This is a genomic window from Yoonia sp. (genome assembly GCF_030731595.1).
Lineage (GTDB): Bacteria > Pseudomonadota > Alphaproteobacteria > Rhodobacterales > Rhodobacteraceae > Yoonia.
The window spans coordinates 12288-34382 of the sequence record NZ_JANQTS010000078.1; the positions used below are offsets into that span (position 1 = coordinate 12288).

The following is a 22095-nucleotide window of genomic DNA, read 5'->3' on the forward strand; positions in this document are numbered from 1 at the left end:
TTTCACCATGCTGCTTTTGATCGATAACTACGACAGCTTTACCTACAACCTTGTTCATTACCTTGGTGAACTGGGCGCCAAAGTCGTGGTCAAACGCAATGATGCGCTGGATGTGCAAGAAGCTATGGCGATGCGTCCCGAAGCAATCCTGCTGTCGCCCGGGCCCTGTGATCCGGCGCAGGCCGGCATCTGTCTGGCTTTGGTCCATGCCGCCGCCGAGACGAAACTGCCGCTGATGGGCGTCTGTCTGGGTCATCAGGCCATTGGCGAGGCCTTTGGTGGAAATGTCGTGCGCTGTCACGAGATCGTCCACGGCAAAATGGGACAGATGCACCACGGTGGCAAAGGCCTGTTTGAAGGACTGCCCAGCCCGTTCGAGGCGACCCGCTATCATTCCCTGATCGTGGACCGCGCCACCCTGCCCGATTGTCTTGAGGTCACGGCAGAGTTGGAAGATGGCACCATCATGGGCCTGCAACACCGCACATTGCCGATCCATGGCGTCCAGTTTCACCCTGAAAGCATCCGCTCCGAACACGGTCACAAGCTCTTGAACAACTTTCTGAAAATGACAAAGGTTCCCGCATGAGCGACGCGATGAAGCCCCTGATCTACGCAGCCTCTGAAGGACCACTGTCCCGCTCGCAGGCCGAAGAGGCATTCGGCTATCTGTTCGAGGGGGCGGCCACGCCTGCGCAGGTTGGCGGGTTTTTGATGGCGCTGCGGGCGCGGGGCGAATCTGTTTCCGAATATGCCGCCGCTGCTGCCGTGATGCGCGCGCATTGCGTGCCTGTCAAAGCGCCCGCCGGTGCGATGGATATCGTGGGCACCGGTGGCGATGGCAAACACACGTTGAATATCTCGACCGCGACGGCCTTTGTCGTGGCCGGCGCAGGCGTGCCGGTCGCCAAACACGGCAACCGCAATCTGTCGTCCAAATCCGGCACCGCTGATGTGCAATCTGCCCTTGGTATCAATGTCATGGTCGGTCCAGAGGTGGTGGAACGCGCCATTGCCGAGGCCGGGATCGGCTTCATGATGGCGCCGATGCATCATCCTGCGATGAAACACGTGGGCCCCGTGCGGCTTGAACTTGGATGCAAAACGATCTTTAACATTTTGGGACCATTGACAAATCCGGCGGGAGTGACGCGGCAGTTGACGGGTGCTTTCGCCATCGACCTGATCCATCCCATGGCCGAAACCCTGCAACAGTTGGGGTCGGAAAAAGCGTGGCTCGTGCATGGCAGCGACGGCACGGACGAGATCACGATCTGCGGGACAACCGCTGTTGCCGTGCTTGAGGACGGCAAGGTCAGGTCGCGCGAAATCCACCCCGAGGATGCGGGCCTTCCGGTCCACCATTTCCGCGATATTCTGGGTGGCACACCGGAAGAAAACGCCGTCGCCCTGCAAGCCTTGCTGGACGGGGCCGATGGGGCATACCGCGACGCGGTTCTGTTCAATGCCGCCGCCGCCCTGGTCGTGGCCGATAAGGCCGACAGCCTGAAAACCGGCGTCGAGATCGCCCGCGAGAGCATTGACAGCGGCAAGGCCAAAACCGCGCTGGAAACCTTGGCCCGCATTACGTCTGCCGCCTGATGTTCGATCTGGGGGGGCTTGGCGCGTGGCGTGATCTGCCCTTCTTTGACACCGATCTCCCAAAGATTGCAGCCAAACTCGGTTCCGACATCCTTCCACCACCTGCCCTGACCTTTGCCGCACTCAGGCAGTGTCAGCCGGACCAAACGCGGGTCGTGATCCTCGGGCAAGACCCCTACCATACGCCCGGCAAGGCGGATGGACTGGCCTTTTCGATCCCGCAGGGGTTTGGCGGGCGCTTGGACAGTCTTGGCAATATCTTCAAGGAAATTCAAAGTGATATGGGGTTCAGGCGCAGCAGAACCGCGCTTGACGATTGGGCCGGTCAAGGCGTTTTGCTCTTGAACACCGCCCTCACCGTCCCGCAGGGCCAGCCCAAGGCGCACGCCAAACTGGGATGGGACATACTGGTCAAACAGGTTTTGCACCAGCTCGACACCCGCCCCCGGGCCTTCCTGCTCTGGGGTGGCCCCGCACAGGCCTATGCCACGCATCTTGGCCCCGATCACCTTGTGATCCGGTCCGCGCACCCGTCCCCGCTTTCGGCGCATCGCGGGTTTTTCGGGTCGCGCCCATTTTCAAAGGTGAACCAGTGGCTTATTGATCAAGGCCAAGAGCCAATCAACTGGGCGGACCCATGAGCGACATTCTGGACAAGATCAAAACCTACAAGTTGGAAGAGGTCGCCGCGCGCAAGGCCGCCGTACCTTTGGCAGAGGTCGAGGCCCGCGCCAAAGAGGCCCCGCCGACCCGTGGTTTCGCCGCACGTCTGGCTGACGCGACCCGCGAAGGTTATGGCCTGATCGCAGAGATCAAGAAAGCCAGCCCCTCCAAGGGCCTGATCCGCGCCGATTTCGACCCGCCCGCATTGGCGCAAGCCTATGCCGAAGGTGGCGCGACCTGCCTTTCTGTTCTGACCGACGCGCCTTCGTTCCAAGGTGATGACAGCTATCTGACTGCCGCGCGGTCGGCCGTGGACCTGCCTGCGCTGCGCAAGGACTTTATGTACGACACCTATCAGGTGGCCGAGGCCCGCGCCCTGCATGCGGACTGCATCCTGATCATCATGGCCAGCGTCAGCGATGCGCAGGCGCAAGAACTGGAAGAGGCGGCCTTTGCATGGGGCATGGATGTCCTGATCGAGGTCCATGACGCGCCAGAGCTGGAACGCGCCACAGCGCTCAAATCGCCTTTGATGGGGATCAACAACCGCAACCTCAAGACCTTCGAAGTCACGCTAGATACCACGCGCAGACTGTCCAAACTGGTCCCAGCGGACCGGATGATCGTCTGCGAAAGCGGGCTGACAACACCATCAGAACTCGCTGATATGGCCCGTTATGGCGCGCGCGCCTTTCTGATCGGCGAAAGCCTGATGCGTCAGGATGATGTGGCTGCGGCGACCCGCACGCTTCTCGCCAATCCTGCAACCGGAGGCATGTGATGTCGGGCCTTTCGCATTTCGACCAAGACGGCAAGGCCCATATGGTGGATGTCTCGGACAAGCCCGTGACCGCCCGTGTGGCGGTGGCCGAAGGACACATCACGATGACCGCCGAAACGCTGGCGCTGATCACCGAAGGCCGCGCCGACAAAGGCGATGTGCTGGGGATCGCGCGGATCGCGGGGATCATGGGGGCCAAGAAAACCGCCGAACTGATCCCGCTTTGCCATCCGCTCCCCATCACCAAAGTCGCTTTGGACCTCACCCCCGATCCGGCTCTGCCCGGTGTACGGATCACCGCCACGGTCAAGACCGGCGGGCAAACCGGAGTCGAGATGGAAGCCCTGACCGCCGTCAGCACCGCCGCCCTGACCGTCTATGACATGGTCAAGGCCGTGCAAAAAGATATGGAGATCGGAGGCATCCGCCTGACCTTCAAGGATGGCGGCAAATCGGGACGGTTTGAAAACCCATGATCACTGTGAATGAGGCCCTAGCGCAGCTTTTCGCGCTCGTCTCACCGCTGGAGGCCGAAACCGTGCCTTTGATCCACGCATGCGGGCGCGTGCTGGCCAAAGATGTGCAGGCCGCGCGCAACCAGCCCCCTTTTGCCGCCTCTGCGATGGATGGTTATGCGGTGGATGGTGCCATGGTCAGTGCAGGCCGGACATTCCGGGTGGTCGGCGAGGCCGCCGCTGGCCATGGCTGGCAAGGGCACGTCCTGCCCGGTGAGGCCGTGCGCATTTTTACCGGCGCTCCCCTGCCTGCAGGCACCAACCATGTCATCATTCAGGAAAACGTCACGCGCGATGGCGGCGTCATCACGCTGGATGACAGCGATAATGACGCGCCGAATGTGCGCCCTGCTGGTGCGGATTTCAAAACCGGCGATGCCATCAAGGCCCCCCGCATCCTGAGCCCCTCTGATATTGCCCTATTGGCCGCCATGAACATCGCAACGGTGCCCGTGACACGCAAACCGGTGGTCGCACTGATCGCCACGGGGGATGAGCTGGTCCAGCCGGGCGAAGTGCCCAGCGATGACCAGATCATCGCCTCGAACAGCTATGGTTTGGCGGCGCTGATCGGGACCCTCGGCGGCCATGCCCGTCTGTTGCCGATCGCTCGGGATACAGTTGCTTCTCTTGAATTGGCCTTTGATCTGGCGGCCGATGCCGATCTGATCGTCACCATCGGCGGGGCCTCTGTCGGCGACCACGATCTGGTCGGTGCTGTGGCGCAAACCAAAGGGTTGGAGCGGTCATTCTATAAAATCGCCATGCGCCCCGGCAAACCGCTGATGGCGGGCCGGATGGGGCGTGCCACGATGATCGGCCTGCCGGGCAATCCCGTGTCTGCGATGGTCTGCGGGCATGTCTTCCTTGCGCCTGTCATGCGCAAGATGCTGGGTCTGGGCGCAGACCCTGCCCCGCGTGTCACCGCGACCCTTGCCAAGGATGCCTCCGCAAACGGACCGCGCGAGCATTATATGCGCGCATCGGAGGGCCCCGACGGGGTGACCATCTTTGCGCGGCAGGACAGTGCGCTGCTCACCGTTCTTGCCGATGCCAACTGCCTTGCTGTGCGGCCTATCAACGACCCTGCCAAGCGTGCAGGTGACCGGATCGAGATTATCCGCCTGTGATCCTTGCTACCCCGGTTCGGGCCGCTTTGCACAGCAGCGTTGACACAAAACAAGAACATGACTAGAACATAAGCACAACGTGGCAACGGAGCAGCCTGATGCTAACCAAAAAACAGCTCGACCTTTTGGAGTTCATCCACAAGCGCGTCCAGCGCGACGGGGTCCCTCCCAGCTTTGACGAAATGAAGGAAGCGCTAGACCTGCGCTCCAAATCCGGCATTCACCGCCTGATCACGGCCCTGGAAGAACGCGGGTTCATCCGCCGTCTGGCGCACCGTGCCCGTGCGCTCGAGATCGTGAAGCTGCCAGATGCCATGCAGACGAAAACCGGCTTTACCCCAAGGGTGATCGAGGGCGACAAGCCCGACAGCCGCCCTGTGGCCGCGCGCCGGATTGAAAACGGGTCCATTGATCTGCCGATGATGGGCCGGATTGCCGCAGGTGTCCCGATCGAAGCCATCAGCGAAGCCTCGCGCTCGGTCTCTGTGCCGCAGTCGATGGTGGGGTCAGGCGAACATTATACCCTCGAAGTCAAAGGGGATTCGATGATCGAAGCCGGTATCAACGATGGTGATGTGGTCGTGATCCGCGAAACCAGTGTGGCCAATAACGGCGATATCGTCGTGGCCTTGGTTGAAGATCAGGAGGCAACGCTCAAGCGGTTCCGCCGCAACGGCAGCGCCATTGCACTGGAGGCTGCGAACCCCGCCTATGAAACCCGCGTTTACCGCGATGATCAGGTCAAGGTGCAAGGCCGTCTTGTCGGGTTGATCCGCACTTACTGATCGGGGATATTTCCGGAAAGAAGGGTCGCGTCTGCGGCCCTTTTTTGTTGCTCGAAGGGCAGACTGGCGATGGCATCGACCGCACCCTGGTTCGCATTCCACGGGCGCGCGCCAACGACACTCTGCGCCGAGGTGATTTCAAGATCGCCCGTTGCTGTCAGGTCAAAAGCCAAGGCCCCTGTCTGGCGCAAGCGCAGGATGTCAAACACCACGCAGGGGCGGCTGACCGCATCGACCTGATTGCTGATGAGAATATCCGCACCGCCGCAGCCTTCGATTTCGGCCAAGGCGGTCTTGCCGGAAACTTGCGAAATGCGCCAGCCTCCCAGATCTGCCTGCGCGATCCGTCCTTGCACCATCAGCCCGCCCCGCGCGGCCGCATCCGCCTGAGCGACGGGATTACCATCATTTTCAAGCCAGATCCCCGCGACAAATCCACTGCCAGAAGACTTGGACAAGGCCCGCCCCTCTGGCCCCATGTAGCCCAGCAATGACCCATCATCCGCGACAAGCAGCGCCGGACGCTCGGTTTGCTGCCACAGAACGCCGGCCACGACTACTGCCGCCAGACCGGCAAGCCGTACCCGCCCTTGCACCAGAAAGAACCACAGCAACCCGAGCGACAGCACCGGCAAGACCCGCCAGTCCGGGGCATGAATATGGCTGAGCGCGCCCTCTTGGACCGCCACGGTTTGCGCCACCCACAAGATCCAGCGCAGCCCCAGTTCCATGAACCAAAGGCCCACTTCCCACAGGCCAAGCGGCGCGAGGCATGCCGCCAGAACGGCCGCGGGCATCACCAGCAGACCCATTAACGGCACGCTCAGCAAATTGGCGATCAGCCCGTAGTGCGAGAACTGGTTGAAATGCGCCGCAGCGAAAGGGGCTGTGGCAAGCCCCGCCACGAAGGACGAAATCACCACCGACAAGATCGGCCGCGTCCATCGTGGAAGTCGCTGCAGGTCGAACCTGCGCAGGGTGCCGAAGACGACTACAAGTGCGGTTGTCGCCGCAAAGGACATCTGAAACCCCGGCCCGATCAGCGACGCAGGCTGCCAGACCAGCACAATGATCGCCGCAATCGCGACCGCCCGCAACGTCACTGCCCGCCGGTTCAGCAAAACCGCAACCAGCATCACGCCCACCATGATAAAGGCGCGTTCTGTGGCGACATTTCCCCCCGACAGGGCCAAATAGAAGGCCCCCACGATCAACCCGCAAAGCGCTGCGATCTTCTTGGTTTGCCAGCGCAATGCGACGCCCGGCACCAAGGCCAACCCATAGCGGACGACCGCAAAGACAAAGCCGGTCAAAAGCCCCATATGCAAACCGGAAATGGCCAGAAGATGCGCCAGATTAGAGGCGCGCAGGTTCGCCAATGTCTCTTGGCCCATGCCGGAACGGTCACCGGTCATGACTGCTGCGGCAAAGGCCCCTGCCTCGCCGGGCATGGCCTTTTGTACGGCGTTCGAAATGGACATGCGGATCGTAAATATCCGCGTAGCTGTATCGGTTGGTGACGGTGCTGCCAGCCGCAGGACCGGCGTGCGCGTATAGCCCACAGCCCCCAGTTGCAGGAACCACGCGTGGCGCTGGAAATCAAAGCCCCCCGGCTCTGCCGGACCAGAGGGCGGCGACAGATGGCCCGTAAGAATGACCACATCGCCCGGCGTGAAATGCGCGTAGACCTGTGTGCCATGCACAGAGACCCGCACCCGCTCGGGCGTCCGCTCCGGTGCCATACGGGCCAAGACGACCTGATCCAGCGTCAGCCGCGTTGCATCGCTGGCGGATCGGTCGATATTGACGATCCGCCCCTCAATCGGGCCATAATAGCGGAAACCAAGAACAGGCGCCGCAGCGGCATCGGTTTGCCATTTCGCGAGCCCCACACCCGCCAGGATCAGCAAAAGCGCCACGACCAAAGGCGCATAGGCCACATGCACCAGCCGCGCCAGAACCGCGAGGCAGATGATCGCAAGCCCCAGCCAAAGCATCACCAGAAGGTCAGGCTCTTGGCGCAGCCCGAAATAAAGTCCGATCCCGATGCCCAAACAGACCGGCACCCAGCCGATCAGCGCCCCCCGTTGGGCAAGAAGCACGTCTTCCAAGGCTGCACGCACTTGTCCTTCACCCCGCAGTTTCGTATCCCTCACCCGAGCCAGACCCTAGCGGAAAGCTGGTTAGCGAAAGGTTAATACTCCCATGACTGTCGTCACACGCTTTGCCCCATCGCCCACCGGCGCCTTGCATATCGGCGGGGCGCGCACGGCCTTGTTCAACTGGCTTTATGCCCGTGGGCGTGGCGGGAAATTCCTGTTGCGGATCGAAGACACCGACAAGGCCCGCTCGACCGAGGAAAACCGGCAGGCGATCCTCGACGGGCTGACTTGGCTGGGCCTTGACTGGGACGGGGAACCGATCAGTCAAGCTGCCAATGCCGCGCGCCACGCCGAAGTGGCCCATGAATTGCTGGCAACGGGCAAGGCCTATAAATGCTTCAGCACCCAGGACGAAATCGAGGCCTTCCGCGAAAAAGCCCGCGCAGAAAAGACATCAACCCTGTTCCGCTCGCCTTGGCGCGATGTGCAAGCGGCGGATCATCCGGACGCGCCCTTTGTCATCCGGATCAAGGCCCCGCGCGAAGGCCAGACCACGCTGCATGACGAGGTACAGGGCGATGTCACGTGGTCGAATGATCAACTGGACGACATGATCCTGCTGCGCTCGGATGGTACGCCCGTCTATATGCATGCGGTGGTGGTCGATGATCACGATATGGGTGTGACCCATGTGATCCGTGGCGATGACCATCTTGCCAACGCCTTCCGGCAAAACCTGATCTATGAGGCGATGGGCTGGCCCAAACCCACCCTTGCCCATATCCCGCTGATTTACGGCCCCGATGGCAAGAAACTGTCCAAGCGGCACGGCGCAACGGGTGCGGCCGAATATCAGGCTTTGGGCTATCCCGCCGCAGGCATGCGCAATTATCTGACCCGCCTTGGCTGGAGCCACGGGGACGATGAATTCTTTACCGATGAACAGGCACGTGAATGGTTCGATCTGGGTGGTATCGGCAAATCTCCAGCGCGGTTTGACGTCAAGAAACTCGAAAATATCTGTGGCCAGCATGTTGCTGTGGCCGACGATGCTGCACTGCTGCATGAATTGCAGGCATTTCTTGCTGCAACGCATACATCAGCCCTGACTGACGCACAGTCAATCGGGATGCTGAAGGCTATGTACTGCCTCAAAGAACGTGCCAAGACTTTCCCGGAACTGATTGAAAAAGCACATTTTCTGCTGACAGACAGACCGGTCGAACCAGATGAGAAAGCTGCTGCTCAGCTTACGGATGTATCCCGTCGTATACTGTCGGAATTGACGCCGCAGTTGCAAAATGCTAGCTGGGAGCGTGACGCCCTGGAAGGGATCGTTGCGTCTGTTGCCGAAGCTCATGACACGAAACTTGGCAAGCTGGCCGGACCGCTGCGCGCGGCTCTTGCAGGACGCGCGGTATCGCCTAGTGTGTTCGATATGATGTTGGTTCTGGGGCAAGATGAAACCGTCGCCCGCCTCCAGGATGCGAGCGCCTGAAACCAATCCGTTACGATTGGACGGTAGCCGGAAACGAACGATGCAAGACGCGCCTGTACTGCTGCACAGCGAACAGGGCCGATAGGGGAAGATAGATGGCAGAAAATACAGATACCGCGACGCTGACGATCAAGGGCAAGACCTATGAATTGCCCATTCACTCCCCCACTGGCGGCCCCGATGTGATCGACATCCGCAAGCTTTATGCCCAAGCGGACGTATTCACCTACGATCCGGGTTTCACGTCGACAGCAGCCTGTGACAGCACGATCACCTTTATCGACGGCGAAGAAGGCATCCTGTTGCACCGCGGCTACCCGATTGACCAATTGGCAGCCAAGTCGCACTACCTCGAAGTCTGCTATCTGTTGCTTTACGGTGAATTGCCTTCGGCGCAGGCACTGGAAGAGTTTGAATCCCTCGTGACCAATCACACGATGATTCACGAGCAGATGCACAACTTCTTCCGCGGGTTCCGCCGCGATGCGCACCCGATGGCCACGATGGTGGGTGTTGTGGGTGCGATGTCGGCGTTTTATCACGATTCCACCGATATCAACGACGAACACCAGCGCGAGGTCGCGACAATCCGTTTGATCGCGAAAATGCCCACCGTTGCGGCGATGGCTTACAAGTATTCGATCGGCCAGCCCTTCGTTTACCCGCGCAATGACCTCGATTATGCCGCGAATTTCCTGCATATGTGTTTTGCCGTACCCGCAGAGCCATATCATGTGAACCCGATCCTGAGCCGCGCGATGGACCGGATTTTCACGCTGCATGCGGACCATGAACAAAACGCATCGACCTCGACCGTGCGGTTGGCCTCTTCCTCCGGTGCAAATCCGTTTGCTTGCATCGCAGCCGGTATCGCCTGCCTTTGGGGCCCTGCCCATGGCGGCGCAAACCAAGCCTGCCTTGAGATGCTCAAGGAAATCGGTACCCCTGACCGCATTCCCGAATTTATCGCCCGCGCAAAGGACAAGAACGATCCCTACCGTCTGATGGGTTTTGGCCACCGCGTGTACAAGAACTTCGACCCGCGCGCGACGGTGATGAAGCAAAGCGCCGATGAAGTGCTGGAACTCTTGGGTGTGGAAAACAACCCGATCCTGCAAGTGGCCAAAGAGCTTGAAAAGCAAGCGCTGGCCGATCCGTATTTTGCCGAGAAGAAGCTGTTCCCGAACGTCGATTTCTATTCCGGTATCATTCTTGAGGCCATGGGTTTCCCGACATCGATGTTCACCCCGGTCTTTGCCGTGGCCCGTACTGTCGGCTGGATTTCACAATGGAAAGAGCAGCTTGCCGATCCACAGTTGAAAATCGGTCGCCCGCGCCAGCTTTATCTCGGAGAGATGGAGCGCGACTATACCGACATCGAAAAACGCTAGTCCGCGCAGTCGTGAAAATCAAAGGGCCGCATCTGGTGATGCGGCCTTTTGCTTTGGCTTCAACGCCCTTCGTAGATCGCCTTCCGTTTTTCCAGAAAGGCCACAACGCCTTCTTGGAAATCACGGGTCTTTCCGCAGCGCCCTTGCAGCTTTGCTTCCAGTGCCAGTTGCTCGTCCAGCGAGTTTTCAAACGAACCCCGGATGGCTTTTTTCAACTGACGATAGGCCACTGTCGGACCCTGCGCCAAATGTGCAGCCCGTTCCTGCACATGGTCTTGGAAGGTCGCGGCAGGTGCCGTTTCATAGATCATACCCCAGTCGCTGGCCTGTTGCGCCGATATCTTGTCGGCGAACAAGGCCGCACCCATCGCCTTGGCCGCACCCACTTGCCGTGGCAGCCAATAGGTGCCGCCGGCATCGGGGATCAGGCCTATGCGCGTGAAGGCCTGCACGAAATAGGCATCTTCTGACGCAATCACCACATCCGCTGCCAGCGCGAGGTTCGCCCCTGCCCCCGCTGCTGGTCCGTTCACCGCCGCAATGGTGGGAATACGGCAATCAAAGATCGCCTTGAGCATAGGCACATATTCATCCCGCAAGGTCCTTTCCAGATCAAGCGAGGCCGCATTGCCGCCATCCCCCAGATCCTGCCCTGAACAAAAGGCACGACCCGCACCCGTCATCACCAGCACGCGCGCGTCCTTCTCAGCGGCCTTCACGGCATGGGTGATTTCGGCCCGCATCTGCGTGTTCAGCGCATTCATCATGTCGGGGCGGTTCAATGTGATCATGGCAACCGAATTGCGGATCACGAAGGTAATAGCTTGATAGTCCATGCGCGGGGTCCTTATGCGTGGATCGCTTTGGCCCGGAAAGACCATTCGCTTTGCGCTCAATCTAGTGAACTGTTCGGTTCAGGAAACCCCTACGGTGCGTCACGACCGCAATATTTTTTCCAATTCCAGCTTTTCAGCATCGGTCAGAGCCACGGTGGTGGCCTTGCGGCTGCGGATGGTGGACCAGCCGATGCCAAGCGCGATCAGCAAAAGCGCAGGTGCGGAGAGCCACAAGATCAGGTTCGCCCCGCTGGTATCAGGCCGCAGCAGCACAAACTCGCCATAGCGGGCAACCATGAAATCAACGGCCTCTTGGTCGGTGTCACCCGCCGCGATCCGTTCCCGCAGCACAATGCGCAGTTCCTTTGCCAAGGCCGCATTGCTCGCGTCGATACTTTCGTTCCGGCACACAGGGCAGCGCAGCCCTTGCGACAGGTCCCGTGCCCGCTCTTCCAGGACAGGATCATCCAGCATCTCGCCGGGCTCGACCGCCCATAGTGGCGCGGCCCAGAGCATCAGGACAAGGACAAGGCGCTTCATTCCGCAGGCACCCCGACAGGGGGCACTTCTTTCTTGGCCGCAGCCGCCCCGACGCGCAAACGCCGGTCAGAGAGCGAGAACAGACCGCCCAAGGCCATCAGCATCGCGCCGCCCCAAATCCAGTTGGCAAAGGGCTTGAGGTAGATCCGGACAGCCCAGCCACCGCCCGCCTGCGGATCACCGACAACGACATAGATGTCGCGCAGTACCCCGTTCAGGATCGCGGCCTCTGTCGTAGGCATGTTGGCCACCGGATAGAACCGCTTTTCCGGGTGCAGATCACCCACCTGATCCGCGCCACGCCAGACCGAAATATCGGCCATCGTGGTGATGTAATTGGGGCCCTGCAACTGGGCGACGTTGTCCAGCCGGAACTCGAACTGCCCGACCTCCCACTGGTCGCCAATGTCTGCGATACGGATGTCTTCCTTTTGCCATGCCAGCATGGCGGCGATCCCGAAGATCGTGACACCCATCCCGATATGCGCTGTCGCCTTGCCCCAATCGGCGCGCGGCAAGCGGCTCATGCGGCGCAGCCTGACCATGAACCCTTCGCGGCCGCTGCGCATCCACAGATCGCCGATGGCACCGCCGACAACCCAGACACCCAAAGCCACGCCAATCGGACCAAGCGCGGAATTTCCGCTTTGGATCGCATAGGCGAGACCCGCCATCGCAACCGCCAGAACCAGCCAGCCAACAACAGCCTTGGAGGCCCGCGCCAAGGTACCGCGCTTCCACGCGAGGATGGACCCGAGCGGCAGGATGATCGCGAGCGCCACCATAAAGGGCGTAAAGGCCGCATCAAAGAAAGGCGGACCAACCGAAAGTGTGCGGTCAAACAGCATCTCTGCCACCAGCGGCCAGATGGTCCCGATAAAGACCACAAAGCAGCTCACCGACAGCAGGATATTGTTGAGGATCAGTGCGCTCTCGCGACTGACGGTCGAAAAGACGCCTTTCGATTCCATCGACCCTGCACGGAAGGCAAACAGGGTCAGCGCACCACCAAGAAACACCGCCAGAATGATCAGGATCAGCATCCCGCGATCGGGGTCATTGGCGAAAGCATGGACCGAAGTCAGCACCCCGGATCGGACGATAAACGCGCCCAGCAACGAGAAACCGAAAGCAAGGATTGCCAAAAGGATCGTCCAGCTTTTCAGCGCCTCGCGCTTTTCCACCACGATGGCAGAGTGCAGCAAGGCCGCGGAAATCAGCCATGGCATGAAAGAGGCGTTCTCGACCGGATCCCAGAACCAGAACCCACCCCAGCCAAGCTCATAATAGGCCCACCACGACCCCAGCGCGATCCCTACGGTCAGGAACATCCACGCAGCCAGCGTCCAAGGGCGTACCCAGCGACCCCAAGCGGCATCAACCTTGCCTTCGATCAGGGCGGCAATCGCAAAAGAGAACGACATGCTCAGCCCCACATAGCCCAGATAAAGAAACGGCGGATGGAACGCCAAACCGGGGTCTTGCAGCAGCGGGTTCAGGTCGCGCCCGTTCAGCGGCGGGACTTCAAGGCGCAGAAAAGGATTGGAGGTGAACAGGACGAAGGCAAAGAAAGCCACGGCAATCGACGCCTGCACCGCCAGCACACGGGCGCGCAGCCGCATCGGCAACCCATCTCCGAACCACGCAGCAAAGGCCCCGAACAGTGTCAGGATCAGCATCCACAGCAACATCGACCCTTCATGGTTCCCCCAGACGCCGGTGATCTTGTAGATCATCGGCTTATCGGTGTGGGAATTGAGGTAGACAAGCTGGAGCGAGAAATCAGAGGTCACAAAGGCCCAAGTCAGCACCGCAAAGGAAAAGGCCGTCAGCAAGAACTGCACGGTGGCCGCGGGTTCCGCCAGCGACATCCATGCTACATTGCCACGGTGCGCGCCGATCATCGGCACGATCATCTGCACAATGGCAACGCCAAACGCCAGGATGAGAGCGAAATGTCCAAGTTCTATCAACATGAGTCGGACCATAACGCAAAGCTTCGCCGTGCAACATAGCTGACAGGTCACAAGTGCGGTACAAATTGGCGCAGCCTGCCCGCAAGCTCAGATCGCTATGCCGCCCTGCACCAGATAGGTCAGCGCGGCCATCAAGAGCCCGCCGATAATCAACCGCACCAGCCACTTGAGCGTATCTTCGATAGCGCCAAGCCGTTGGGCGACATTGATCCGGTGTACCTCGTCCACCGCATTGCGTGTTTCCAACGCGACGATCCGCCGCTCGATGGTATCGGCCCAGTTATTGTCCATCTCTGGCCTGCCAGTCTTCAAGGGCCGGATTGTCCGGCACGGCAGGCGCTTGTTTGCGCGCCGGCTGCTGCATCAGCGCCACACCCGCCGCGACAGAGCGCTGGAATTCCTGCGCTTTTACCTGATGCCGCGCCCCGAAGTAAAAGCTGACAATCGCCCCCATCAGCCACCACAGCGGCTCTGGCACCAGCGCAAGCCCTTCCATTCCTTTGACAAACTGGTCAGGCTTCTGCATCGCCATCACAAAAAGCCAGATCGTCCCCAAGGCCAAGGCCGGACGCGGCAAGCGGTTCAACCCGTCGACAAGCCGGTCAAACATCCCCCGGCTTGGATGGACAAACTCGCCCGCAAACTGCGCCAGACTTTCCGCATGGCTGTCCGCCGCCCTCACGGCCCCTTTTTCGGTATTCTCGCGGAACACTTCGGCCGTCTCTGCCAGCACATTGCGGCCATCGCCAAAAAGGAAGGTCATAACCCCGGTGATCAAACCCATCGTGCTGTCCTTTCACGGTGTTGGGCATCTGTCAGATGATAGCGTGCGGCGATGAATTCCTCGGCACGGGTGATCCAGCCGCCTTTGCCACCATCGCGGCGGCGGGCAAATTTGCGGCTTTGCGGGCGGCGGTCGGCCAGATCGTAATAGTAATTCCGGCGCGCGATTCCGTAGGCATCCACCAGATGATCGGGCGCTGCATCCATCGCCTGCTTGCTCGCGCGGATCGTCTGTGGCCCGATCGCGCCATCGACAACAACGTCGATGCGCATGGCGTTCAGCAATTGCTGCAAGATTTTCACCGCATTTGCGCCGGCGTTCACATACATATCGAAAACGCTCGCTTGCAATGCCTGCGGCAACCGGTCGATGCGCGGGCCGCGATAGTAATGTTCGACAAAGATGGCCACCGCATGGTCACGGGTCAAAACCCGCACATCCTGCTCATCGACCTTCCCGTCATCCGTCAGATCCAGCCCCAAACGGCGCATCGTATGGATGGTGACACCAAAATTGGTGGCCCCACCCGGATCATCGGGATCATTCACAAAGCCGCCTTCGCGGGCGACAATCTCATTGGCAATTTGCGTAACCGTTTGCATCCCAGCCCCTCACATCAGTCAGGGGGCAAGGCTGCGCGCTATTGGTTAATTCGTGACGACAGCAGCGTCCGGTTCAACGTAGACACCTTGTTCTTTCAGTGCATCAATCACTTCGGACGGCATATAGGTCTCGTCATGTTTTGCAAGGATTTCAACAGCTTCAAAGCGACCGTCGACATAGTGACCTTGGGCGACCATGCCCTGACCTTCCTCGAAAAGATCAGGCAGAATGCCCGTATAGACGACAGGCACAACCGCGCCCCCATCGGTCACAGCAAAGCTGATTTGCTCGCCTTGGCCACGCACCAGTGATCCTTCGGCGACAAGTCCACCGATGCGGAACCGCTCGTAAGGTGGCGGTGGCGCTTCGGCAACTTCCGACGGCGAGCGGAAGAACTGGAAACTGTCATCCGGCAGGAACCACAACAACGCCAGCACGAGAGACAGGCTGACCCCGGCCATCCAGAGCACCTGAATGCGACGGCGCTTCTTGAGGCTTTTGAGCCCGCCCGTCATGGGAACACAGGAGCCAGCATCAGCCCCTCCGTCTCTGGCAGGCCCAGCATCAGGTTGGCGTTCTGCAAGGCCTGACCCGATGACCCTTTGGTCAGGTTATCCAAGGCGGCGATGACAACAGCGCGACCCGGCACGCGGTCAGCGACCACACCGATATGGCAGAAGTTCGATCCCCGGATATGTTTGATCGACGGATGTTGTCCCATCGGCAATACCTCTATGAATGGCTCGTCAGCATAGGCTGCGTTCAAGGTATCATATATGATCTGCGGATCGCCTTGAACATAGGTCGTGGCCAAAATGCCGCGGTTTGCCGGAATCAGGTGTGGTGTGAACTGGATATGCACAGGCCGTCCGGCCAGTGCCGTGAACTCCTGATCGAACTCGCCCAAGTGCCGATGCGTCCCGCCGACCGAATAGGCATGCGCCCCTTCGGACAATTCCGCGTGCAACAGATTTTCCTTGAGACTGCGCCCTGCCCCCGACACAGCAGCCATCAGGCTGATGATGATCTGGTCCAGATCAATCACGCCTGCGGCAATCAGCGGCCGCAGCGCATATTGGCCTGTGGCCGCGTTACAGCCTGTGCCGGCCACAAGCCGCGCGCCTTTGATCTCTTCGCGGTAGAACTCGGTCAGCCCGTAGACCGCCTCTTTTTGCATCTCCACCGCGGCATGGGGCTTGCCATACCATTTTTCATAGGCGGCAGGATCACGCAGCCGGAAATCAGCGGAAAGATCGACGATCTTGAGGGTCGTCGGCAGTTCAGAAATCACCGCCTGCGACGTTGCATGCGGCAAAGCGCAAAACACCAGATCAACGCCTTCGAGGTCCATGTCTTCGATGGTGGTCAGGCGTGGCAGGTCCAGATGGCGCAGATGGGGAAAGACATCCGCCATGGCCATTCCGGCCTTTGAATTGCCCGAAAGCCCGACGATGTTCAGGCTGGGATGGGTTGCGATCAGGCGCACAAGTTCGGCGCCCGTGTATCCAGAAGCGCCCAGAATGGCGACGTTATAGGTCATAGGTCTATCCCTTTGGGATGTTGGTCAGAAAGGTTCAAGCGGCTTCAAACGTAATCTGTCGTCGCAAGAACTGTGTGGCGCGGCTGGACACGCGCGCCGGATCACCTGTGGTCAGAAAAGCCGAGTCTGTGCCCGGCCCTACCATCTCTGGCCGCCGTGTCAGGTAATCGGCAAGGCTTTCAGCCACCAGATTCGCCTGACTGAAAACCTTGACATCAGGGCCAAGGGCCGCCTGAAAGGCTGCTTCCATCAACGGATAATGTGTGCATCCCAGAACCGCCGCGTCCGGTTCCGGCATCTTGCGCTTGAGCGCGTCGACATGGCTGCGCACCAAGGCTTCGGCCAGGATCATGTCGCCATCTTCGATGGCATCGACCACGCCGCCACAGGCCTGCGCCTCGACATCGACACCAATGGCGCGGAATGCCAATTCGCGCTGGAAGGCGCGGCTGGACACGGTGGCCGGTGTCGCGAACAGCGCCACATGCTTGACGTCAACCTCGCGCGGGGGCGAATTGTCCCCCCACTGCCGTTCTGTCAGGGCCTCGATCAACGGCACGAAAACGCCAAGCACACGCTTGCCTTCGGGCACCCAGCCTTCTTGCATGCGGCGCAAGGCGGCGGCAGAGGCCGTGTTGCAGGCCAAAATCACCAGATCGCAGCCCGCATCGAACAAACGCTGCGTGGATTTGGTGGTCAGGTTGTAAATATCATCGGGTGTGCGCACGCCATATGGGGCATGCGCGCTGTCGCCCAAGTAGACCAGCGGCAGATCAGGCAAGCGTTTTGCCACGGCGTCCAGCACCGTGAGACCACCAAGCCCGCTATCGAATATACCTACGGCCATTGCGCACCTTGTATTTCGCTTCAAACTCATGCCCCAGATGACTTGCGTCAAGGGGGCTTGGGCTCAACTCATACGTGGCTTTGCGCAGGAAATCCATGCATCCTTTGGGGTCTTTTTTAAAGGCCTCCAACTGGGCGGCAGGGATCGGTTCACCGATGACAACCCGCACCGGTTTGTTGATCTTGGTCTTGAATTCACGAATGAACATGCCGGTCCGCAGCGTGCTGTGAATATGGCTCGCCAATTGGAACAAGCGGCTATTGCAGCCTTCAAAGAACACCGGCACGACAGTCGCCTCTGATTTGGCGATCATTTTGGCGGTAAACGTCCGCCATCCGGGGTCCATAGGCTGCGAGAACGGGGTGGCCGAAGTTGAAACAGTGCCACCGGGGAAAATCCCGATTGCGCCGCCCGCTTGCAGATAGCGGACAGCCTCTGCACGGGTCTCGAGGTTCAGTTTCGCGGCTTCTTTGGTGTCATCAAAAGAGATCGGCAGAATGACCCGCTCCAGATCAGCGGCGCGGCGAAAAATACGGTGCGCAAGGACGCGAAAATCGCCCTGACGGCGTTCCGACAAGATCCGCCCCATCATCAACCCGTCGAGAATGCCATAAGGATGGTTCGAGACCACAATCAACGGGCCGGTTGTCGGGATCGTATCAAGCGTTCCGCCAATGACTTGCAATTCCAGCCCGTAACGCTCTGATATCACTTTCCAAAAATCATGACCTGCCGCCACATCAAGGTCGTATCCCTTGGCTTTGCGGATCAAACGCAGCCGCCCCGTCGCATTTTCCAGCACGCGGATCATGGCACGACCGCCACGTCCTTTGGCAGCGGAAGCATAGGTTATATCACGCGCGACTTGACGTTCGGTGGCGGGCATCGTCGGGGCCTGTCTCGATTTCGTTTGGGTGCTCGTACCACGTCTGTGCAACAAGCAAATGACAAAACGGCGTTACTCGGCCGCCTGCTGCATCGGTGTTGCGCGCAGAACAGCCAGCAGTTCCTCGCGCCGCTTTTCCGCCTTGCGCGCGTTGGCGTCCTTGACCGGGCCAAAGCCGCGAATATCCAGAGGCAGCTGCGCCAAAGCTATCGCCGCATCGCGCGTATCAGGCCGCAGGATTTTCAGCACTTCGGCCATATCGGCCTCGTATTGCTTGATCAGCGCGCGTTCCATCCGACGTTCGGCAGTGCGCCCAAACGGATCGAACGGCGTGCCGCGCAACCACTTGAATTTGGCAAGCCTGGGAAAGAATGCCGCCATGCGCGCGCCGAATTCCTTTTTGGCGGGGCGCCCGTCGGGGCCTGTCTTGGTCAGCATCGGCGGTGCCAGATGATAGGTCAGCTTCAGATCACCATCAAACTCGGCTTCGGCCTTGGCCCGTGTTTCGGCCAAAAGCCGCGCGACCTCGTATTCGTCCTTATATGTCAGCAGCTTATGATAGCCTTTCGCCACAGCCTCTTGCAGGGGGACATCCTGAAACTGGTCGACCAAACGCCGGTAGCGCTTGACCAGACGTGGCCCTTGATAGGCGGCCAAATGGTTCTCGCGAAAGGCGATCTTGTCTTCGACAGACTTTGGCAAAGCGATCACATTCGGCGTCAGCAACCCCTGCGCATCCTGCGGATTGAGATAGGCCCACCGCCCCAGTTCAAAGGCGCGGATATTGCGGTTCACGGCCGCCCCGTTCAACTCGATCGCCCCAAGGATCGCCTCGTAACTTACCGGAATCGCGCCCATCTGCCATGCCGCGCCAAAGATCATCATGTTTGAGTAGATGCTGTCACCCAAAAGCGCCTTGGCCAGATCAGAGGCATCAAACATCATCAGATTGTCGGACAGGCGCGCCTCAAGCGACAGGCGCAACTGGTCTGTGGGGAGCTTGAATTCCGTATCACGGGTAAAATCGCCGGTGATGATCTCGTGGCTGTTCACCACGCCTTTGGTGCGTCCGGTCTTCATCAGGCCCAGCGTCTTGGACCCCGCAGAGACCACCAGATCGCCCCCGATCAGCGCATCGCATTCACCCGTTGCCACGCGGATCGCGTTGATATCGCTCGGGCTTTCGCCAATCCGGCAATGGATATGCACCGCACCGCCCTTTTGCGCGAGCCCCGCCATCTCCATCATGCCCGCACCCTTGCCATCAATATGCGCGGCCATGGCAAGAACGGCCCCGATGGTCACAACACCTGTGCCGCCGACGCCCGTGATGACGGTATTGTAGGTGCCGTTGATGACCGGCAATTCAGGCTCGGGCATGTCCGGAAGATCGACCTCTGCTGTGGCCTCCTTGCGGATTTTTGCGCCCTCGATCGTCACGAAGGACGGACAAAAGCCTTTGACACAGGAGAAATCCTTGTTGCAGGAGGATTGGTCAATTGCACGCTTGCGGCCCAGTTCGGTTTCGACAGGCACAATCGAGACGCAATTGGACTGCACACCGCAATCGCCGCAGCCTTCGCAGATATCGGTGTTGATGAACACGCGCTTGTCAGGGTCCGGGAATTGACCGCGCTTGCGTCTGCGCCGTTTCTCGGCCGCGCAGGTCTGCACATAAACAATGGCGGACACGCCTTTGTATTTGCTGAATTTCTCTTGTACGAGCGGCAAATTGGCACGCTCGTTCACGTCCAGCCCCTTGGGGAAGAGCGACAGATCAAGGTCTTCTTTCTCGTCATGGACCAGCGCGATATGACGCACACCCATCGCCTGCAATTCGCGGCAAATCTGGTCTGCGGTCAACCCGCCGTCATTCCCCTGCCCACCGGTCATCGCGACCGCGTCGTTATAGAGGATTTTATAGGTGATATTGGTGCCCGCCATCACGGCAAAACGGATCGCCTGAATGCCGGAGTGGTTATAGGTTCCGTCACCGATGTTCTGGAACACATGGTCGCGCGTGGAAAAAGGGGCCTCGCCGACCCAATTGGCACCTTCGCCCCCCATCTGGGTAAAGCCCACGGTTTCGCGGTCCATCCACTGCACCATGTAATGGCAGCCGATCCCCGCATAGGCGCGAGACCCCTCCGGCACTTTGGTCGAGGAGTTATGCGGACAGCCTGAACAGAAATAGGGCAAGCGCGCCGCCAGTTCGGGCGCATTATCGGCCCTGCGCGCTTCGGCCAAAGCGGCCAAGCCTGCCGCGATCCCCGACGACCCGCAGCCTTCTTCCGTCAAGATGCCGCCCAGTTTTTCGGCGACGACAATGGGGTTCAGGTCAGCCTTGGTCTGGAAAATCTCTTCGCGGCGGCCAGCAGAGTGTTCATCGCCCTTGTGCCAGCCATAAACGCGGCGGCCCTGCCGATCATCAAAAAGCGCCTCTTTGACCTGCACTTCGATCAACTTGCGCTTTTCCTCGACGACGACGATCAGATCAAGGCCCTCGGCCCAGTCGTGGAAGGACGCCATATCCAGCGGCCAGACCTGCCCGATCTTATAGGTCGTGATCCCCAAGCGTTCAGCCTCGGCCGCGTCAATATTCAGCAGCGACAGCGCATGCTGCAAATCCAGCCAGTTCTTGCCCGCCGCGACAAAGCCTATCTTCGCGCCCGGCTTGCCCCATTTGCGCTGGTCCATCTTGTTGGCGCGGGCAAAGGCCTCGGCGGCAAAGCGTTTGTGGTCGATCATCCGCGCCTCTTGCAGTTGCGGCGTGTCGATCAGGCGGATGTTCAGCCCGCCCTCGGGCAGGTCCAGATCAGGCTGGACGAACGACATCCGGTCAGGGCTGCCATCGACGACAGAGGTCACCTCGATCGTGTCCTTCATCGTCTTGAGGCCCACCCAGACGCCCGCAAACCGCGACAGCGCATAGGCATAAAGCCCGTAATCCAGCACCTCTTGCACGCCTGCGGGCGACACGATCGGCATATAGGCATCAATCATCGCCCAATCGGACTGGTGCAAGGTGGTCGAGCTTTCGCCGGTATGGTCATCCCCCATCGCCATGATGACGCCGCCATGAGGCGAGGTGCCTGCCATATTGGCATGGCGCATCACATCGCCAGAACGGTCCACGCCGGGGCCTTTGCCGTACCAAAGGCCAAAGACGCCATCATATTTGCCCTCGCCCCGCAGTTCCGCCTGCTGCGCGCCCCAAAGGGCTGTCGCGGCAAGGTCTTCGTTCAATCCGGGTTGAAAAGTGATATGGGCAGGGTCCAGCACATTCTTGGCGCGGGTCATCTGCATATCGACAGCGCCCAAAGGTGACCCGCGATAGCCCGTCACATAGCCTGCGGTGTTCAAGCCTGCCTTTTCATCGCGCGCGCGCTGCATCAGCATCAGGCGCACAAGGGCTTGGGTTCCGTTCAAAAGAACACGCGATTTCGTCAGGTCATACCGGTCGTTAAGGGATACATCCTGATGTGTCATGTCGCACCTCCCAATGCGTCAAAGCGCTCTTGTTCAGCATAGGTCAAAAAGGCTGACCTACAAAGCAGAAAATAATTTCTCGCTGCGTTTGCATAAAAGGGGGTATTCCGCGTACTAATGTGTCAAC

Annotated in this window: 21 protein-coding genes; 9 read left to right on the forward strand and 12 right to left on the reverse strand. The window is 59.8% G+C overall.

Features of this window, described 5'->3' with window-relative positions; all coding sequences use genetic code 11:
* Positions 1-7: 7 nt before the first annotated feature.
* The 7 genes from NWQ23_RS08610 (at position 8) to lexA (ending at position 5476) form a co-directional block, all read left to right on the forward strand.
* Positions 8-589 (forward strand): aminodeoxychorismate/anthranilate synthase component II, encoded by a 582-nt coding sequence (locus NWQ23_RS08610; protein WP_306165875.1) that lies wholly within the window; start codon positions 8-10, stop codon positions 587-589.
* Entirely contained in the window at positions 586-1602 is a 1017-nt protein-coding gene (gene trpD / locus NWQ23_RS08615; RefSeq protein ID WP_306165876.1) for an anthranilate phosphoribosyltransferase, read from the forward strand. Before NWQ23_RS08610 ends, trpD begins: the two co-directional genes overlap by 4 nt.
* Positions 1602-2243 carry a uracil-DNA glycosylase gene (locus tag NWQ23_RS08620; protein WP_306165877.1) on the forward strand — a complete coding sequence of 214 codons (642 nt, stop codon included), beginning with the start codon at positions 1602-1604 and terminating at the stop codon, positions 2241-2243. Before trpD ends, NWQ23_RS08620 begins: the two co-directional genes overlap by 1 nt.
* Positions 2240-3046: an indole-3-glycerol phosphate synthase TrpC gene (trpC, locus tag NWQ23_RS08625; protein WP_306165878.1), complete on the forward strand. Its 807-nt coding sequence runs from the start codon at positions 2240-2242 to the stop codon at positions 3044-3046. Before NWQ23_RS08620 ends, trpC begins: the two co-directional genes overlap by 4 nt.
* The gene (moaC, locus tag NWQ23_RS08630) at positions 3046-3522 is read left to right on the forward strand and encodes a cyclic pyranopterin monophosphate synthase MoaC (RefSeq protein WP_306165879.1); all 477 of its coding nucleotides are present in this window, start codon (positions 3046-3048) and stop codon (positions 3520-3522) included. The genes trpC and moaC overlap by 1 nt, the downstream gene beginning before the upstream one ends.
* Positions 3519-4691, forward strand: a complete 1173-nt coding sequence (gene glp / locus NWQ23_RS08635) for a gephyrin-like molybdotransferase Glp (RefSeq protein ID WP_306165880.1) — start codon at positions 3519-3521, stop codon at positions 4689-4691. Before moaC ends, glp begins: the two co-directional genes overlap by 4 nt.
* A 98-nt stretch (positions 4692-4789) precedes the next feature.
* Positions 4790-5476 (forward strand): transcriptional repressor LexA, encoded by a 687-nt coding sequence (lexA, locus tag NWQ23_RS08640; RefSeq protein ID WP_306165881.1) that lies wholly within the window; start codon positions 4790-4792, stop codon positions 5474-5476.
* Here lexA and NWQ23_RS08645 read toward each other — a convergent pair.
* A complete protein-coding gene (locus tag NWQ23_RS08645; protein WP_306165882.1) occupies positions 5470-7632 on the reverse strand; it encodes a ComEC/Rec2 family competence protein in 2163 nt (720 codons plus the stop codon). The two genes, lexA and NWQ23_RS08645, sit on opposite strands and share 7 nt — an antisense overlap.
* 49 nt (positions 7633-7681) lie before the next feature.
* Here NWQ23_RS08645 and gltX point away from each other — a divergent pair, with 49 nt between their 5' ends.
* Positions 7682-9076, forward strand: a complete 1395-nt coding sequence (gene gltX / locus NWQ23_RS08650) for a glutamate--tRNA ligase (RefSeq protein ID WP_306165883.1) — start codon at positions 7682-7684, stop codon at positions 9074-9076.
* A gap of 95 nt (positions 9077-9171) precedes the next feature.
* Positions 9172-10467, forward strand: a complete 1296-nt coding sequence (locus NWQ23_RS08655; RefSeq protein WP_306165884.1) for a citrate synthase — start codon at positions 9172-9174, stop codon at positions 10465-10467.
* A 59-nt stretch (positions 10468-10526) separates the two neighbouring features.
* On the opposite strand, the gene NWQ23_RS08660 is transcribed toward NWQ23_RS08655, so the two are convergent.
* From NWQ23_RS08660 to NWQ23_RS08710, 11 genes are all read right to left on the reverse strand, one after another.
* The gene (locus NWQ23_RS08660; protein WP_306165885.1) at positions 10527-11303 is read right to left on the reverse strand and encodes an enoyl-CoA hydratase-related protein; all 777 of its coding nucleotides are present in this window, start codon (positions 11301-11303) and stop codon (positions 10527-10529) included.
* A gap of 99 nt (positions 11304-11402) precedes the next feature.
* A complete protein-coding gene (locus tag NWQ23_RS08665; protein ID WP_306165886.1) occupies positions 11403-11843 on the reverse strand; it encodes a cytochrome c-type biogenesis protein in 441 nt (146 codons plus the stop codon).
* Positions 11840-13819 (reverse strand): heme lyase CcmF/NrfE family subunit, encoded by a 1980-nt coding sequence (locus tag NWQ23_RS08670; protein ID WP_306165887.1) that lies wholly within the window; start codon positions 13817-13819, stop codon positions 11840-11842. The genes NWQ23_RS08665 and NWQ23_RS08670 overlap by 4 nt, the downstream gene beginning before the upstream one ends.
* Positions 13820-13906: 87 nt before the next feature.
* Positions 13907-14110, reverse strand: coding sequence for a hemolysin XhlA family protein (locus tag NWQ23_RS08675; RefSeq protein ID WP_306165888.1), 204 nt, complete (start codon positions 14108-14110; stop codon positions 13907-13909).
* Entirely contained in the window at positions 14100-14603 is a 504-nt protein-coding gene (locus tag NWQ23_RS08680) for a holin family protein (protein WP_306165889.1), read from the reverse strand. The genes NWQ23_RS08675 and NWQ23_RS08680 overlap by 11 nt, the downstream gene beginning before the upstream one ends.
* Positions 14594-15205: a holin-associated N-acetylmuramidase gene (locus NWQ23_RS08685; protein WP_306165890.1), complete on the reverse strand. Its 612-nt coding sequence runs from the start codon at positions 15203-15205 to the stop codon at positions 14594-14596. Before NWQ23_RS08685 ends, NWQ23_RS08680 begins: the two co-directional genes overlap by 10 nt.
* 45 nt (positions 15206-15250) lie before the next feature.
* Positions 15251-15721 carry a cytochrome c maturation protein CcmE gene (gene ccmE, locus NWQ23_RS08690; protein WP_306165891.1) on the reverse strand — a complete coding sequence of 157 codons (471 nt, stop codon included), beginning with the start codon at positions 15719-15721 and terminating at the stop codon, positions 15251-15253.
* Positions 15718-16746, reverse strand: a complete 1029-nt coding sequence (argC, locus tag NWQ23_RS08695) for an N-acetyl-gamma-glutamyl-phosphate reductase (protein ID WP_306165892.1) — start codon at positions 16744-16746, stop codon at positions 15718-15720. Before argC ends, ccmE begins: the two co-directional genes overlap by 4 nt.
* Positions 16747-16780: 34 nt before the next feature.
* Positions 16781-17593 carry a glutamate racemase gene (locus NWQ23_RS08700; RefSeq protein WP_306165893.1) on the reverse strand — a complete coding sequence of 271 codons (813 nt, stop codon included), beginning with the start codon at positions 17591-17593 and terminating at the stop codon, positions 16781-16783.
* Entirely contained in the window at positions 17571-18479 is a 909-nt protein-coding gene (locus NWQ23_RS08705) for a lysophospholipid acyltransferase family protein (protein ID WP_306165894.1), read from the reverse strand. The genes NWQ23_RS08700 and NWQ23_RS08705 overlap by 23 nt, the downstream gene beginning before the upstream one ends.
* 72 nt (positions 18480-18551) lie before the next feature.
* Positions 18552-21968 (reverse strand): indolepyruvate ferredoxin oxidoreductase family protein, encoded by a 3417-nt coding sequence (locus NWQ23_RS08710; protein ID WP_306165896.1) that lies wholly within the window; start codon positions 21966-21968, stop codon positions 18552-18554.
* Positions 21969-22095 lie beyond the last annotated feature (127 nt).